This window comes from Aquimarina acroporae (assembly GCF_023195925.1).
Classification (GTDB): Bacteria; Bacteroidota; Bacteroidia; order Flavobacteriales; family Flavobacteriaceae; genus Aquimarina; species Aquimarina acroporae.
In genome coordinates this window covers 456,614-474,004 of record NZ_JALPRE010000001.1, presented here as the reverse complement: position 1 = coordinate 474,004, position 17,391 = coordinate 456,614, and the positions used below count along the sequence as shown (strand labels likewise).

General features: G+C 34.6%; 14 protein-coding genes. 8 read left to right on the top strand and 6 right to left on the bottom strand.

The window, feature by feature from the left end; all coding sequences use genetic code 11:
- Position 1 precedes the first annotated feature (1 nt).
- Entirely contained in the window at positions 2-565 is a 564-nt protein-coding gene (locus M0D21_RS02310) for a TetR/AcrR family transcriptional regulator (RefSeq protein WP_248326052.1), read from the bottom strand.
- A gap of 88 nt (positions 566-653) precedes the next feature.
- On the opposite strand from M0D21_RS02310, the gene M0D21_RS02305 reads away from it, so the two are divergent.
- The 5 genes from M0D21_RS02305 to M0D21_RS02285 all read left to right on the top strand — a co-directional run bounded on the left by M0D21_RS02305 (position 654) and on the right by M0D21_RS02285 (position 5,328).
- Positions 654-1,079 carry a PaaI family thioesterase gene (locus M0D21_RS02305; RefSeq protein ID WP_248326051.1) on the top strand — a complete coding sequence of 142 codons (426 nt, stop codon included), beginning with the start codon at positions 654-656 and terminating at the stop codon, positions 1,077-1,079.
- A gap of 1 nt (position 1,080) precedes the next feature.
- Positions 1,081-2,160, top strand: a complete 1,080-nt coding sequence (locus M0D21_RS02300; RefSeq protein ID WP_248326050.1) for an isochorismate synthase — start codon at positions 1,081-1,083, stop codon at positions 2,158-2,160.
- 55 nt (positions 2,161-2,215) lie between these two features.
- Positions 2,216-3,940 (top strand): 2-succinyl-5-enolpyruvyl-6-hydroxy-3-cyclohexene-1-carboxylic-acid synthase, encoded by a 1,725-nt coding sequence (menD, locus tag M0D21_RS02295; protein WP_248326049.1) that lies wholly within the window; start codon positions 2,216-2,218, stop codon positions 3,938-3,940.
- A 101-nt stretch (positions 3,941-4,041) separates the two neighbouring features.
- Positions 4,042-4,383 carry a DUF2853 family protein gene (locus M0D21_RS02290; protein WP_248326048.1) on the top strand — a complete coding sequence of 114 codons (342 nt, stop codon included), beginning with the start codon at positions 4,042-4,044 and terminating at the stop codon, positions 4,381-4,383.
- A 111-nt stretch (positions 4,384-4,494) separates the two neighbouring features.
- Positions 4,495-5,328, top strand: a complete 834-nt coding sequence (locus M0D21_RS02285) for a CvfB family protein (RefSeq protein WP_248326047.1) — start codon at positions 4,495-4,497, stop codon at positions 5,326-5,328.
- Positions 5,329-5,334: 6 nt separating this feature from the next.
- On the opposite strand, the gene M0D21_RS02280 is transcribed toward M0D21_RS02285, so the two are convergent.
- Positions 5,335-5,745, bottom strand: coding sequence for a hypothetical protein (locus M0D21_RS02280; RefSeq protein ID WP_248326046.1), 411 nt, complete (start codon positions 5,743-5,745; stop codon positions 5,335-5,337).
- 149 nt (positions 5,746-5,894) lie between these two features.
- Here M0D21_RS02280 and M0D21_RS02275 point away from each other — a divergent pair, with 149 nt between their 5' ends.
- From M0D21_RS02275 to M0D21_RS02265, 3 genes are read left to right on the top strand one after another with little or no spacing between them, the layout of a single operon-like run.
- Positions 5,895-6,737 (top strand): 1,4-dihydroxy-2-naphthoyl-CoA synthase, encoded by an 843-nt coding sequence (locus M0D21_RS02275; RefSeq protein ID WP_248326045.1) that lies wholly within the window; start codon positions 5,895-5,897, stop codon positions 6,735-6,737.
- 44 nt (positions 6,738-6,781) lie between these two features.
- A complete protein-coding gene (locus tag M0D21_RS02270) occupies positions 6,782-7,564 on the top strand; it encodes a hypothetical protein (protein WP_248326044.1) in 783 nt (260 codons plus the stop codon).
- A gap of 48 nt (positions 7,565-7,612) precedes the next feature.
- On the top strand, positions 7,613-8,236 hold the full coding sequence (locus M0D21_RS02265) for a hypothetical protein (RefSeq protein WP_248326043.1): 624 nt from the start codon (positions 7,613-7,615) through the stop codon (positions 8,234-8,236).
- 16 nt (positions 8,237-8,252) lie between these two features.
- On the opposite strand, the gene M0D21_RS02260 is transcribed toward M0D21_RS02265, so the two are convergent.
- The 4 genes from M0D21_RS02260 to uvrA form a co-directional block, all read right to left on the bottom strand.
- Positions 8,253-10,667, bottom strand: a complete 2,415-nt coding sequence (locus M0D21_RS02260) for an alpha-ketoacid dehydrogenase subunit alpha/beta (RefSeq protein ID WP_248326042.1) — start codon at positions 10,665-10,667, stop codon at positions 8,253-8,255.
- 201 nt (positions 10,668-10,868) lie between these two features.
- Positions 10,869-13,700 (bottom strand): gluzincin family metallopeptidase, encoded by a 2,832-nt coding sequence (locus M0D21_RS02255; protein ID WP_248326041.1) that lies wholly within the window; start codon positions 13,698-13,700, stop codon positions 10,869-10,871.
- A 103-nt stretch (positions 13,701-13,803) separates the two neighbouring features.
- Positions 13,804-14,493: an LOG family protein gene (locus tag M0D21_RS02250; RefSeq protein ID WP_248326040.1), complete on the bottom strand. Its 690-nt coding sequence runs from the start codon at positions 14,491-14,493 to the stop codon at positions 13,804-13,806.
- Between the two features lie 11 nt (positions 14,494-14,504).
- Positions 14,505-17,339 carry an excinuclease ABC subunit UvrA gene (gene uvrA / locus M0D21_RS02245; protein WP_248326039.1) on the bottom strand — a complete coding sequence of 945 codons (2,835 nt, stop codon included), beginning with the start codon at positions 17,337-17,339 and terminating at the stop codon, positions 14,505-14,507.
- Positions 17,340-17,391: the final 52 nt, after the last annotated feature.

Sequence of the window (17,391 nt, the reverse complement as noted above, 5' to 3'; positions counted from 1 at the left end):
TTTAATCTTTTAGAATTATTTTTTTCATCCGATTAATAGCGTTTAATAGGTACTTGGGGTCTTCATAGACTTGTGTCAACAAGATGCCTCCTTCTATATCTTGCACCATTTGTTCTGCCAATTCTAGGGTGTCCTCTTCAGCATATTTAGAGGAGAGTAATCGTTGTATACCAACAATAAAATCCTGAAAAAAAAGACGAATTTCTTTTTTGTAACTTGGATTAAGATGCATGGTTTCTAAAGCGGTATTAGCCATAATACATCCTCCATTAGAAACTCTGAATATCTTATCAAGTAGCACTTCCATTCTCATTAGTTTTTCTGAGGTACTTATAGTTTCATTATCGATAATTTTAAAAAGGTTGTGATTAAAATAGCTATGAACAGTAGCTAGCACTTCTTTTATTAATTCTTCTTTGTTATTGAAATAGTAATAAAAATGAGATTTCTGAATTTCACAAGCTTTGGATAATTCACTCATACTGCTGTTTTGAACACCTCTTTCTCTTAAAACAGGAATCACTCTTTTAAGAACCTCTTCTTTAGATGTTTTTATCTTAGGCATTTTATTGAACGTTCGTTAAAATAATAATCAAATATAGTTAGAATTATTTAAAGTCATTGTATATTTTTGCTTAGAACAATGTTAAAATATGAAATATACCGAAGCAGAAATACTTGCGCAGTGCGCAAAAATGTGTGAGAACACCTTAATGGAGACTCTAGAAATTTCATTTTGTGAAGTAGGAGAAGATTATCTAGTGGCTAAAATGCCTGTTACTCCTCGAGTGCACCAGCCTGATGGTGTGTTGCATGGTGGTGCCATGGTGGCCTTGGCAGAAAGTGTGGGGAGCGCAGCTACCTATATCTTTTTAGATACTCAAGATTTCTTTATACGCGGAATAGAGATCTCTGCAAACCATGTAAAAAGTGTTAAAGAAGGTTTTGTATATGCAAAAACTGAAATTGTACATAGAGGAAAGACCACTCAACTTTGGAATATTAAAATACGTGATGAAGAAGATAATCTGGTTTCTTCGGTAAAGTTAACGACAATTGCATTACCCAAATCACGATAGTATGGATAGCAACACTATGTATGCTAAAATTGAAGATCATATCAAGAAGCAAATGCCTTTTGTTGTTTATAATCATAAACATTCAGACGAACTTCAAGTTTTTTTTCAAAAGAACGATAAGCGATATGAGGTAAGTGATTATAGTGGTTCGGGTTTCGTTTTTGCTCCTTTTGATCATACTAGAAAAGCTGTGGTGATTCCAAGTGCGCAAAGTGAATATGGGGTTGTTAGACTTAATGACAAGGTGAATAATGTTGATCATATGGCAGGCGTTGTAAATGCTAAGGGTGCTATTGATAAGGATGTTCATCTGGAATTGGTAAGTAAGGGAGTGCAAGCCATCGAAAAAGGTATTTTTAAGAAAGTGGTGCTATCCCGAAAAGAAGAAGTTTTATATGACGAGGTTCTTGATCCGATATTGTTATTTCAACGATTGGTAAGTGCTTATCCCGGAGCTTTTGTTTATTTATGGTTTCATCCCAAAGTCGGGACTTGGTTGGGTGCCACTCCCGAAACACTATTCTCAAGTACTGGTAATGAGTTTTCTACGATGGCTTTGGCGGGTACACAGCCTTACAATTCAACTACCTCTGTAATTTGGGGCCCTAAAGAATTGGAAGAACAAGAAATGGTGACAGAATTTATCTTGAAGGAGCTTAAACCAATAGCTTCAGATATTGTTTCTTCCAAAACTTATACGCATAGGGCGGGCACCTTGTTGCATTTAAGAACAGATATCAAAGGGAGTTTGAATTTTAAGAAATCAGGAATAAAAGATATTGTGGAAATTTTACATCCAACACCCGCAGTATGTGGATTACCTAAGCTAGAAGCGAAGAATTTTATATCTGATCATGAGGGGTATGATAGAAAATATTATACTGGCTTTTTAGGAGAGCTTAATCTTGAAAAAGAAGAGAATTCAAATACGAACTTGTTTGTAAACCTTCGTTGTATGGAAATAGAGGGTAATCGAGCCGTTTTATATGTTGGAGGAGGTGTTACCAAAGATTCTATTCCTGAAAAGGAATGGGAAGAAACCGTTAGAAAGACAGAAACTATGAAAAAAGTATTGTTTTAAAATAGTTTCAAAACGTTGGCTTAAATTGTGATGATGTTGTAATTTAGCGCTTCGAATGAAGAAACGCTTATATTCTAAAATCCCTCTGGCGCAAACCGTAGTTGCTTTATGTGAAGCAAAAGGTATAAATCATGTAGTAATTTCTCCGGGATCTCGAAACGCACCGCTTACAATTGGTTTTAGTGAACATCCAGATATGCGTTGTTACAGTATTGTAGATGAGCGATGCGCAGCTTTTTTTGCTTTGGGTATTGCACAACAAATTCAAAAACCAGTTGCATTAATTTGTACTTCTGGGAGTGCTTTGTTAAATTATTATCCGGCAATTTCTGAAGCGTTTTACAGTGACATTCCATTGGTGGTGTTAAGTGCAGATCGCCCCATTGAAAGAATTGATATAGGTGATGGGCAAACTATAAGACAGAAAAACGTTTTTGAAAATCATATCCTTTACTCGGCAAATTTGTATTCTGAAGTGGTAGCAGAGACCGAAATCAAGGATCATAAAGTTAGACAGAAACAACGAGAGGCTCAAAAACACAATGAGCGAGAAATTAATCTAGCCCTTAATAAGGCAATCGAAAAAAGTGGCCCGGTACATATTAACATACCTTTTTATGAACCGCTTTATGACAAGATAAAAGAGGCGACAATAAACCCTAAAAATATTCCTGTAGAAGATCCACAGTATTATCTCGCAGAAGAAATAGAATCTGAGATGTTGGAACATTGGAATCGAGCAGAAAGAAAACTAATCTTAATTGGAGTTAATTTTCCGGGAATGCTAAAGCAACAGTGGATAGACTACTTTGCAAATGACCCATCGGTACTAGTACTTACAGAAACTACATCAAATATTCATCATGAGACGCATATCAATTGTATAGATCAATTAATTACTCCGTTAGATAAGGAAGAATTTCAAACCTTGCAACCTGAAATATTACTCACAGTAGGAGGTATGGTAGTTTCAAAACGTATCAAAGCTTTTTTACGAGAGTATCAACCAGAGGCTCATTGGCATATAGATGCAAAAAAAGCCTTCGATACTTATTTTTGTTTAACCGAGCATGTCAAACTAGAACCTAATATCTTTTTTGCTGAATTTCTGAAAAAAACCAGAATCAAAGAGAGTCGTTATAAAAAACATTGGGTTGCTATTCGTGAACAACGAAGAGTGCATCATAAGAAATATTTACATAAAGTTTCTTTTACAGATTTAAAAGCTTTTGAAATTATTTTTGATGGTGTTCCAAAAGATCAGATGATTCAGCTTAGTAATAGTTCAACCGTTCGATATGCACAGTTGTTTACATTACAACCTTCGTTTAAGGTGTTTTGCAATCGAGGTACTAGTGGCATAGATGGCAGTACTTCGACTGCTATTGGAGCGGCATTGGCATCTGATATTTCTACAACGCTTATTACAGGAGATCTTAGTTTCTTTTACGATAGCAATGGTTTGTGGAATGATTATATACCAGCGAACTTCAAAATTATAGTTATTAATAATAATGGAGGAGGTATATTTAGAATCTTGCCTGGTAAAGAAGAAAGTAGTAACTTTAGTACATATTTTGAAACAGCTCATAGTCTAACGGCTATACATTTGTGTAAGATGTTTGGATTTGAATATACATCTGCAGTAAACGAAGAAGAAACCGTAGCTGGAATTCAGAAGATATATAAGAATGATAGTCTACCTCAGTTATTGGAAATTTTTACCCCCAGAAAAGAAAATGATAGTACGTTGATCGATTATTTTAAACACTTAATCTAATTTTGGTGTTTTAATATACTTTAAAGAAGAATTATTCATTTATAATTCATCTATATTTGAGAACGAAGATAAATAACTAAAAACCTAAACATTATCATCTTATGAGTAAAAGAGACGAATTAATTACTAAGTATGCTTCTGATATCAAAGACAAAATTGGTCAGACTCCAGACATGGACTTGTTAACTAAAGTAACTATTGGATGCGGGCCTTCTATTTATAATGCAGATGCTGCTACTGTATCAGGTAGTGACCAGAGTGAATTAGATACGGTTAAGAAGAACTTTTTAATTAAAAAATTAGGGCTTGCTGATGGTCCAAAATTAGATGAGGCTATTGCTTCGGTAATTGAACAATACGGAAAGTCTAACCGTAACAAATACAGAGCTGTAGTATATTATCTTTTAACAAAGCATTTTGGAAAAGAGTCTATCTATAATTAAGATTTAATCTTTCAATTAAACAAAAAAAGACGCTCTGTAAAGGGTGTCTTTTTTTGTTTAAATCGGGTATAAGAACACTTAAAAAATTATCTTTGCGCAAAAATATTGAGAATGCTTGCATTAGGAGTTTATAATACACTTGAAATATTAAGAGATAGGGAGCCAGGGATTTTTCTTGGTGATGAACAAGGGAATGAGGTGTTATTGCCTAATAAGTACGTCCCGGAAGAATTTGAAATTGGGGATAAAATTAAGGTTTTTGTATACCTAGATAGTTCTGAACGTGTCGTAGCTACTACTTTAGAGCCTTATGCAACTGTAAATAGTTTTGCATATCTAAAGTGTACAAGTGTTTCTGAAATTGGAGCTTTTTTGGATTGGGGACTCGAAAAAGATCTTTTTGTTCCTTTTAAAGAACAAACTAATAAAATGAAGGTTGGGAATTGGTATCTCGTTTATGTGTATCTCGATGAAGAAACCAATAGATTGGCAGCTTCGAGTAAAACTAACAGGTTTTTAGATAATTCTTTGGTACTGTTATCATCCTATGATGAAGTAGACTTAATCGCTTCACACCCCTCTCCGCATGGGTGGAATATGATTGTGAATCAAAAACATCTTGGTCTCGTATATTCAGATGAGATTTTTCAGAAAATAACTTCAGGAGATCAGATTAAAGGATATGTAAAAAAAGTGCGTCCTGATGGCAAAATTGATCTTACTCTACAAAGACACGGGTATAGAGGTATTGAGCCTAATGCTCAACAAATTCTTAAAGAACTGGAGGCTAGTGGAGGTTTTATAGATTTGAATGACAAATCGGATCCAGATGATATTAAAGAAGTTTTTCAGTTAAGTAAAAAAAGTTTTAAAAGGGCTATAGGATCTCTCTACAAAGCCCGTAAAATTGATATCGAAAAAGATGGTATCCGTTTAATTTCCTAAAAGATTTTAATAGGCAAGTCCTGTTATAGGGCAGAATGCACCACTGTAAAACCCCGCATCTTTATATGCAATGTTTTTAATACCTCCATTGTTGGTAAAAGAACTGTTATTACCATTGCCTGATACTGTAAAGCGTAATGCCTGAGGTTGAGGAACAGCTACACTATATAAGGGTGCAATAAATTGCTCTTTTGGTAATTCTAAAGTGGGTGCGTTTTTTGATAAAGCCTGCTTTCTTAGGTCAACCGATAAGTCAATTGGCATAAGCTGATATTTTTCTGAACCTAGACTTTCCTGCTTAACCAAAAGGGGTGCTCCCAGTTGTTCTAATTCTATTTTGATGAATTGAATAGGTGTTTCTTGTCCAAAAGAAAGTGTGCACAAACCGCAAAACAATATAAGAAGTAATGATTTCATAAGTTTAAATATAAAAGCAATTTCTTGATTATCATCAAAAACTATGCTAAAATCAACAATAAATTATAAATAAAACTAAATTTTAAGGGTTTTACCTTGTTCTTGGTATATTATATTGTAGTATTTTTGAGGGACAAAAAAATACATAAATGAGTTCAATAAACTGGAAAACAGCAAAAGAATATAAAGATATTACCTATAAAAAGTGCGATGGTGTGGCGCGCATAGCGTTTAATAGACCTGATGTACGTAATGCGTTTAGACCCAATACAACAAGTGAGTTATATGATGCTTTTTATGATGCGCAAGAAGATACTTCGATAGGTGTTGTTTTATTATCTGCTGAGGGACCTTCGTCAAAAGATGGTGTATATTCTTTTTGTAGCGGTGGTGATCAAAAGGCTAGGGGGCATCAAGGTTATGTTGGTGAAGATGGAATGCATAGATTAAATATTCTTGAGGTGCAAAGGCTTATACGTTTTATGCCTAAAGTGGTGATTGCAGTTGTGCCGGGTTGGGCTGTCGGTGGTGGTCATAGTTTGCACGTTGTATGTGATCTAACACTTGCAAGTAAGGAACACGCGATTTTTAAACAAACTGATGCCGATGTTACTAGTTTTGATGGGGGATACGGATCTGCATATTTGGCTAAAATGGTTGGACAAAAAAAGGCTAGAGAAATTTTCTTCTTAGGTAGAAATTATTCTGCTCAGGATGCATACGAAATGGGAATGGTAAATGCTGTGATTCCTCATGATGAATTAGAAGATACTGCTTACCAGTGGGCTCAGGAAATTTTAGAAAAATCGCCTACTTCTATAAAAATGCTGAAATTTGCTATGAATCTTACCGATGATGGTATGGTAGGGCAACAGGTTTTTGCTGGAGAAGCAACCAGATTGGCGTATATGACAGAAGAAGCAAAAGAAGGGAGAAATGCTTTTCTGGAAAAACGTAAACCAGATTTTAAAAATATAAAATGGATTCCTTAGTCTTTTGAAAAGACAGTATTAGGGGCTAAAATTTTTTGGGGAAAATGGATAAGAAAGAGGAAGAGTTATTATCGATGCATTATCAGATCGAGAAAACTGATATTAAACAACAACAGTTAGAAGATCGTTTAGTTACGATTTCAGACGATTTACGAAAAAGCAAAGTGGTAAGAAACTTATACTTTGCTTTTATCGTGGTATTACTGTCTTTACTTGTAGTGGGTGGGGTGTATTTGCAAAAAAACACAGCATTCTTTTCTTTTGAAAGTGAAACAGCAATTGAAAATTCTGATGAGATAAAAAAGTTATTAGTTACTAATGATTCTTTGATGGATGAACTTAACAAGCTGAAGGTTGATATATCAGAATATAAAAAACAAGAACTTGATAGTGCTGGTATTGGTGGTATAACGGGTGATTCTTTAAACGGAAAACCTAAACTTAAATTTGAAAGAAATTACTGCTATGTAAATAGAGCCTATGAGAGCAACGGAACATTGTTTATTGAAGCAGATTTTATCGAATTTTATAAGGGGAAAAGGGCGGTAAAAAAAGCAAAAGAATTCGGTGAAGCAGAATATGATATCGACAAAAATGGGGACACGTTGTTTTATTTGTATAATAATTATTATATTCATAACCAGAATTCTAGCCCTAGAATTTTAGAACTTGACGATAAAGCGAGGGTGAAGATTGATAATATTAATCAAATTTCTAATGGTTTTCCGTTAAAGGCTTTTCAAAGAATAATAAAAGATAAGCCTGTTTTGATTTTAGAAACAAGTAATGGTATTGTCTACAGGATAATTCAGCAGAAACTCCCTTAAGCGTGGTAATTATATGTGTTATAATTTAAAACCTAAACTACCCCGGCCATGAAAGTTATTAAAGAAGAAGACCTCTTGTCGCTACATTATCAGATTGAAAAAGCAGAGGTTAAACAAAAAAAACTTGAAGTTTTATTAGACCAAGAAACTGATAAGTTACAAAAGAGTAAAAAATCGAATCGTTTATTTGGGTCATTTTCACTGATCCTACTATTGTTGGCTGTTTTTCTTGTTGCCAATGCGTTTTATTCCAAAAAAACAAGTTCAAAAGATTTGGCTTCTGAAAAGAGTGATTATCAAGAACTCCTAGCACTTCAAAATGAATTGAATTCTGTAAGAGACGAGCTAGATATTCTTAAACAAGAAAAGGTTGATCTTAAAGGGATACAAAACCTATATCTCTATAGAAGTCTTATCAAAAAAGATACTGTGTATTCTGTGCAGATTAAAGCGTTGGTAGATAAGCGTATTGCTTCCATTTCCGAAAAATTTACTAATACTTTAGTGTATAGCGATTCTTCCTTATACAAACTTAGTTTGGGGATTTTTGAAACGCTACCTGAAGCTCAAGAATTTCGAAAAACCCTAATTAAATCTGGTTTCTTTGATAAACGAATCTTTATTATTTCTTATAAAGAAGGAAAGAGGATTCGAATAGAAGATTTTCAATAAAGCTTATTATCTTATTTTATCTCAATTTAGGATATGTCGCAGGGTCTGCCTCATTCATAATTTCATACGTTTTCTCGAAAATATCTTCGGCAGAAGGCTTACTAAAATAATCTCCATCTGTACCAAATGCAGGTCGGTGCGGTTGTGCACTTAATGTTTGAGGCTTGCTATCTAAATACTGATAAACGTTTTGCTCGTCAATTAACTTATGCATCATGTATCCTGTTGCTCCTCCTGGTACATCTTCGTCAATTATCAATAACCTATTGGTTTTGGCTACACTCTTTACAATGTCATGATTTAAGTCAAACGGAATAAGAGATTGTGCATCGATAACCTCTGCGTTAATTCCTACTGAGAGTAGCTCTTTTGCAGCTTGCTCGACCAGTCGTAATGTTGATCCGTAAGAAACTAATGTTATATCGGTACCTTCTTTAATAGTTTCAACAACACCAACCGGAGTTCTTATCTCAGCTAGGTTAGCAGGCATTTTTTCTTTGAGACGATATCCATTTAAACATTCTACAACAACAGCTGGTTCATCACTATCTAATAACGTGTTATAGAAACCTGCCGCTTTGGTCATATTTCTAGGAACAAGAATGTGTATTCCTCTTAGTAAATGAATTAGACCTCCCATTTGAGATCCAGAATGCCAAATTCCTTCTAGTCTATGACCTCTCGTTCTAACAATTAATGGAGCCTTTTGCTTTGCAAAAGTTCTGTATCGCAACGTAGCAAGATCATCACTTAACCCTTGAATACAGTACATGATATAATCGAGATATTGAATCTCTGCAATAGGACGCAGTCCTCTCATTGCCATACCAATTCCTTGACCAATAATAGTTGCTTCTCTAATTCCTGCGTCAGAAACTCTGATTTGACCAAACTTTTCTTGTAACCCTTCAAGTCCTTGATTTACATCTCCAATTTTTCCACTATCTTCTCCAAAAATTAAGGCTTCAGGAACTCTGTTGAAGATATTTTCAAAATTATCTCTTAGAATGACCCGACCGTCTACCAATTCTGCATCTTGTTCATACTGTGGCTGAACTTCTTTGATGCTTATTACATTTGAATCGAACTCGTTATATAAATGATCACTGTATTTAGGTTGGACAGCATCTATATAGGTGTTGATCCAGTTTTGGAGAGACGTCTTTTCTTCGAAGTTTTCTTTGGTGATGTAACGCAAAGTCTTTCTCGTTGCTTCTAATATGTCTTTTCTTATTGGCTCTTCCTTAGAAGCAAGTGTATTTATTAATGGGCTAATAAAGTTTTTATTAGCACTTTTACTTTCTACCGCTTTGAGTATAGCTAACGCCTGCTCTTGTTCAGATTTGATTTCAGATAAATAAGCGTTCCAAGCAGTAGTTTTACCTTTTCTAACCTCTTTTTTGGCAGCTTTTTCTATATCTACTAATTCTTCTGCAGTGGCTATGTTGTGATCAATGATCCAATCCTTAAATTTCTTATTGCAATCATGTTCTCTTTCCCAATTTAAACGTTCTTCACTCTTATATCGTTCATGAGAACCTGAAGTAGAATGCCCCTGTGGTTGTGTTAATTCTTTAACATGAATGATAACAGGAATATGTTGTTCTCTAGCCAGGTCTTCTGCAGTTTGGTAGGCATCAATAAGGGCAGGGTAATCCCATCCATTTACCTTAATGATTTCATATCCTTCATGCTTTTCATCTCTACGAAACCCTTCTAATACTAAAGAGATATCTTCCTTGGTGGTTTGATGTTTGGCATGCACAGAAATACCATATTCATCATCCCAAATACTTATCACCATCGGTACTTGTAAAACTCCGGCTGCATTAATGGTTTCCCAGAAAAGTCCTTCACTAGTACTTGCGTTTCCTATAGTTCCCCATGCAACTTCGTTTCCTTTTATAGAGAATTGGTTAAAACCAGTAACACTTTTTTCGTTACGATATACTTTAGAAGCTTGTGCTAATCCCAATAATCTTGGCATTTGACCAGCGGTAGGAGAGATATCAGAACTTGAGTTCTTTTGCTCGGTAAGGTTTTTCCAGCTTCCATCTTCATTCAAACTATGTGTAGAAAAATGTCCTCCCATTTGTCTGCCCGCTGCAAAAGGTTCCTTTTCGATGTCTGTATGGGCATAAAGACCTGCAAAAAATTGTTCAATAGTATATTTTTCAATGGCCATCATGAACGTTTGATCACGGTAGTATCCCGATCTAAAGTCTCCATTACGAAATACTCTAGCCATTGCTAGCTGCGGTAATTCCTTTCCGCCACCAAAAATTCCAAACTTCGATTTTCCTGTTAGTACCTCCCGACGTCCTAGAAGGCTACATTCTCTACTTATGAGTGCTATTCTATAGTCCCTAAGTATTTGATTTCTATATTCTTCAAATGAAATATTAGATGTAGTAACAGTTTCAGATTGCATACGAACGACGTTTTTATGGATTGCAAATTTAGTTAAAATACAAGCCATTTGCAAGGTAGAAAGTCTTAAAGTTTTTGAATAAAATTTAACTAAAACTGTTTTTTATTGAAGAATTATTGTTTTTTGACCCAATTTTAAGGATCGGTTAACAAATATTCAAAATTTTCACATTTGAATTTTAAATCTATATTTTAGTAAAAATTAATACCATTCTCTAGTGAAAAGTCCTATTAAGGTTTCAGGACTTAAGGTAATTATAAATCGAATCTGTTGGTCATAATTAGGCTGCGCTATTTCCCATCCTTTATTTGATACAACGGGAAAGAAAACTTCAAAATAGTCTGCTACAAGACTTAATCGCACTCCACTGTCAAAAACAAACTTTGGTGAAATCCCTTTGTTTTTAACAAACCCCACATCTCCGTAGGCATAGATCCAATTCCAAATGTTGGTATTCGCGTTTAACGTTGTAATCCATTGATTGGCAAAAGGGTATTCGAGTTGTGACTTAAAACCTCCTTCGGCGATTATTATTTGCTGACTTACAAATCCAGTGTCTTCACTTCTTCCTAAGTAGTTAAAATCAAATAAATAATCTGTAGGGCGGTCTAGAGCAAAACTAAAGAAGTCCCCATCTTTTTCGGTATCATTAAAAAGAAAAGTTCCTGCAAATAATCTTAGATTTAATTGTCTGTTATTAAGGAATAGTTTTCTGTAATTTATGGTTGTAGATAGTTTGCTGAAGTTTTTGGATATTTGATAATCAATGGTGTATCCCAAGAAATCGGTAAGGTTAAAATCTGAATATCTATACCTGGCATTAAACACATTATAGTCTGGTGTTGCTACTGGGTTTTCTTCATTTCTTTGCCTGAATACATTTACATTACGCAGGGATAGTCTCTGTTTTTGATTTGATCTTAGGTCTTCGGGTCTGTATAGAAAGCTAACGGAAGAAGAAAAACGTCTAAACAAAAGATCTGGAGCATAGCTAAACATGCTTCCGTTTATTCCATACCGTATCTGATACAATCCACTTTCCGCAATCTGATTTCTAACAAAAAAAGAAGCAGAACCTAGCAGTTTGTTAGATTTTAGACCGTAAGCAGGAGAAATATTATACTCAAAATTTCTTCTAATAATGGTTTTGTTATAAAATTTTGAGGCTATGGTAAATCCATCATACACGTTAAATTCAAACTCTGGAATAAAAAACAATTGGCTGTATCTAGGGTCTTCAACATCTTCAAGAAACCTAAATTGAATTGGTTTGTTGAATATCCATTTTAAATTCCTGTAGTTGTTTCTCTGATTGACTTCAGGAATATTTTGATCATAATCTAGTGCAAGTTTGGTGAGATCTTCGTTTGCGATTTTTACTTTTTTGGTTCCTTTAAAACCAGGAACCCACGTTTTAGATACAATATCTTTTTTTCGCAAACCATATAAAGATATCGGCATGAGGTTGTCTTCCTTGTTTTTAAGAGTGACTTCAATCGAGTCTTTGCCTTTTTTAACCGATTTTATCTTATAGTCTATTTTTTTGTTGGTATTTACGTAATCTTCAAAAAACCATTCGACATCCTTGTTTGATAATGAGGTGAGTACATCCTTAAACTTAAGAGAGTTGGTTTGTGTTAATGCGTTTTCTTCGTAAAACTTTTTAATACTTTCAGCTACGATATTATCGTCTTCTAAGTAGTCTTCCAAATATTTAAGACCAACGCCAGCTTTATATGCGTTAGCAATATTGGTATTAAATTTTACCAATTGATCTTGAGGTGTTGACAGTGGTTGATCGAGAAATAATCTGGCCATATTCTTATACGCCAGGAAATATTGATCATTAAATTTTAGGTCTGCAATGTGAAACCATCGAACACCAATGACCTTACTAAGCTTACCGATGATTTTCATATCGGGATAATATTGCTCCGTATACGCCATCATGAGGTATATATGCATAGCATCTCTTAACCATACATCATGACGAGGATTAATAAGAACAGTTTTTTTAAGATAATTTTCGGTAATGGCTTTGAGTTGTTTTATCTCATACTGAAAACCATCTGGAAAAGGTCTTAATATGTCTGGTAATTGATTTAAACCATAAACCGGATTGTTCTTATAATCACTTTCCGATGCTACAAGTTTTTCGAAAGGGTAGGGACCAAGCTTTTTATTCAGGAAACTTATGATTCTGGTCGTAGCAACAGATTTCATCTGTGGCATAAGCTTATTGTCATCAATATTGCTTATAAACTGAACACCGTCTGCGGGAAAACTATAGAATTTACTAGTACCTTTTGATATATATAAATTTACTTCGGCTCTATTATTTCCTGTCAGGGTTAAGGTTTTACTTTGTTTTTCTCCTGAAGCATTTTCCCCGTTTTTGTTAAGGTCACTTATAATTTCGTATTCCTCGGGAAGAGTAAAGTTTATCTTGTAGTCTAATAATGGTGCATAAAGGTCATCTAAGTTCTTATGGCTATAGGTATTCCATTTTGTATCATACACCGCCGGAATCATGTACCAATATTTAAGAGCAAAATTACCTTCGGTATCATACCCGTATCTTGTAAATTTACTACTAGGTATTTTTATACTATATTTTAATAACAATGTAACAGTTTCTCCTGGTAACAGTGGTTTTGAGTTTTCTATCCAAAGTATATCTTGGGAGCCTTCCTCACGACCCCATTTTAGAGATTGTTGTGTGTTATCCTGAATTTTTTGAATTATCGTGCCTCCTCTTTCATAATCTTTCGCAAAATAGAACCTTTTGAGAAAATCTTCAGAAAATCGTTCTCCCAGAGGAGTAGTTTTACTTGAAAAAGCATTTGCCCAATCATTAAGGTAAATTTTGCGAAGTGCCTTATCAGAAGAATTGGTGTATGTAATTTCCTGTTCTATGGATACGATCTTTTTATCGGTATCCAAGTTAGCATTAATGAGAATACTATTTTGTGCTGTAGTTGTGTACAGTGTTAAAAAAACAATAATGGTATGCAGTATTCTCAGGATATTCAATTTTATGTGTGATTAAAATTTACATCAATTAGTACGCCGAACTATAAAAATCTTAAAAGTATTTCGAAAAAACTTAATTTTTTCAAAAAATACAGCTTTTTGATTAGAAATTTGGACTTAGATTATATTCAGCATAGAACTTATCTAAAATTTGTAATACTTCTTCTGGAGTATCAACAACATGGAACAAATCAAGGTCACCGGGGCTAATATTTCCAAATTTTTCAAGCAATGTTGATTTAATCCAGTCGATTAGTCCTCCCCAAAATTCAGTACTTACTAATATTATTGGAAATTTTGCAATTTTTTTGGTTTGTATAAGTGTCATTGCTTCAAAAAGTTCATCTAAAGTTCCGAACCCTCCTGGCATAACCACAAATCCTTGTGAATATTTTACAAACATTACTTTTCTTACAAAGAAGTAATCAAAATCAAGACTTTTATCATGATCAATATAAGGATTATCATGCTGTTCAAAAGGTAGGTCTATATTTAATCCTACCGAGGTACCTCCTCCTAAATGAGCACCTTTGTTTCCGGCTTCCATAATACCAGGACCCCCTCCGGTAATAACACCATATCCATGATCTACTATTTTTTTAGCTACATCTACGGCTAATTCATAATACTTATCGTCGGTTTTTGTTCTTGCAGATCCAAAAATCGAAACGCAAGGACCAATTTTACTCATTTTCTCGAATCCGTTTACGAATTCACCCATGATTTTGAAAATTGCCCAAGAATCATTAGTCTTTATTTCATTCCAACCTTTATGTCGTTGTTCTTTTCTCATATATTTTAATTTTATGCGTTAAGCTCCTTTTTCAGAAACTTCGCGGTATAACTTTTTTTATCTTTTATAATTTCTTCAGGAGTACCTTTTGCTACAATTTTACCACCGTTTTTACCTCCTTCATACCCAATGTCGATAATGTAGTCTGCCATCTTGATTACATCTAGATTATGTTCGATGATTAAAACTGTATTTCCTTTATCAACCAATTTATTTAGCACTTCCATTAATACCCGAATATCTTCAAAATGTAACCCGGTAGTAGGTTCATCAAGAATATAGAAGGTATTTCCTGTATCTCTTTTAGAAAGTTCTGTGGCTAATTTAATACGTTGGGCTTCTCCTCCAGAAAGTGTAGTAGATTGTTGTCCTAGGGTAATATACCCAAGGCCTACATTCTGAATGGTTTTTAGTTTTCTAAAAATTTTGGGGATATGTTCAAAAAATACACATGCTTCATTGATGGTCATTTCAAGAACATCAGAAATTGATTTTCCTTTGTACCGTATTTCTAAAGTTTCTCTGTTAAATCTTTTTCCTTGGCAGGTTTCGCATTCTACATAAACATCTGGTAAAAAGTTCATTTCGATAACTCTTAAACCACCTCCTTTACAAGTTTCGCATCTGCCTCCGGCAACATTAAAACTAAATCTACCTGGTTTATACCCTCGAATCATAGCCTCTGGTGTTTTGGCAAACAAACTTCTAATTTCCGAAAATACTCCTGTATACGTTGCGGGATTAGACCTAGGGGTTCTTCCAATAGGAGATTGGTTGATGTCAATTACCTTATCGCTATGTTCTAAACCTTTTATGCTTTTATAAGGCATAGGTTTTTTTACTCCATTAAAATAGTGTGCGTTAAGGATAGGATATAAGGTTTCATTAATCAAAGTAGATTTACCACTACCGGAAACCCCGGTTACGGCGATCATTTTTCCTAATGGAATATCTAAGGATACATTTTTAAGATTGTTACCTGTAGCTCCCTTTAGTGAAATTGTTTTACCGTTACCTTTTCTACGCTTTTTAGGGATTTCAATTTGTTTTTTACCACTTAAATAATCTGCGGTAAGGGTATTTTGTTGCTGAAGTTCATCTGGGGTACCTTCGCTAATAATTTCACCTCCATGTTTTCCTGCAAATGGTCCTATGTCGATCACATGATCGGCACGTTCAATCATGTCTTTATCATGTTCAACTACGATCACAGAGTTTCCAATATCTCGTAATTGCACTAAAGAATTGATTAGCTTTTCGTTGTCTCTTTGGTGTAATCCAATACTTGGTTCGTCAAGAATATAGAGCACCCCTACCAATTGTGAGCCAATTTGCGTTGCCAAACGAATACGCTGTGCTTCTCCACCCGAAAGTGATTTACTACTTCTGTTAAGAGATAGATAGGTGAGTCCTACATCTACCAAAAATTGAAGACGAGCATTTATTTCTTTTAGAATTTCACCAGAAATTTGCTTTTGCTTTTCACTAAGATGCTCAGGGAGTTCTTTGAACCACTCTGCCAATTCACTGATGTCCATTTGTGACAACTCGGCAATGTTTTTTCCATTTACCTTGAAGTATAAGGACTCTTTTCTTAATCTACTGCCTTCACATTCTGGGCATTCTATATTATCCATAAAATCCTTTGCCCATCTCCTTAAAGATGTAGAATCGTTATGGTTGTAGGTGTTTTCTATAAATGTCGCAACTCCTTCAAAGTCAATCTTGTATTCGCGGGTTACTCCCAAGGTTTTGCTATTTACGCTAAACTTTTCTTTTCCGCCATAGAGGATTACATCCATGGCTTCTTTAGGAATCTTTTTTATTGGATCACTAAGCTGAAAACCGTAACGCTGTGCAATTAATTCTAATTGCTTGAAAATCCAATTATTTTTTTGTGGTCCTTGTGGTACTAATCCACCGGCTTTTATCGATTTAGAATCGTCGGGGATTATTTTTTTGATATTTACTTCGTAAAGGTTTCCAATACCGTTACATTTTGGGCAAGCCCCTTTGGGTGAATTGAATGAAAAATTGTTGGGTTCAGGATTAGGATAAGAAATACCACTAGAAGGACACATTAAATTACGGCTAAAAAACCGAACTTCTTGTGATTCTTGCTCTATAACCATTAAAACATCTTCACCGTGATACATGGCGGTATTAATGGTCTCCATTAAACGCTTAGAATTCTCTTGATCTTCATTAACCAACAATCTATCGATGACAATTTCGATATCATGAGTTTTGTATCGATCAAGTTTCATTCCTTTCACGATATCTTTAATTTCTCCATCGGTGCGAACTTTAACAAATCCTTGTTTGGCTATTTGCTCAAATAATTCTCGATAATGTCCTTTACGGGAACGAACAATAGGAGCGAGTATGTTTATTCTTTTTCCGGAGAAATCTTTTAGAATAAGATCTTTGATTTGTTCATCGCTATAACTTACCATTTTTTCTCCAGTGTTATAGCTATATGCGTCACTCCCTCTTGAAAATAAAAGCCTTAAAAAGTCATAAATTTCGGTGATAGTACCTACAGTACTTCTTGGGCTTTTGCTGGTGGTCTTTTGTTCTATGGCAATAACAGGAGATAATCCATCAATCTTATCAACATCTGGGCGTTCAAGGCCTCCTAAGAACTGCCTAGCGTATGCCGAAAAAGTTTCGATATACCTGCGCTGTCCCTCTGCGTAAATGGTGTCAAAAGCTAAAGAAGATTTACCAGAACCAGATAAACCAGTAATAACAACCAACTTTTCTCTGGGAATAGTTACATCGATATTTTTTAAGTTATGAACTCTAGCCCCTAAAACTTCAATATTTTCTTCAGATTCTACCATAAAATTTAAACCAAGATTGCAAATGTAGTTATTTGATCGCTTTTAGTAAAAT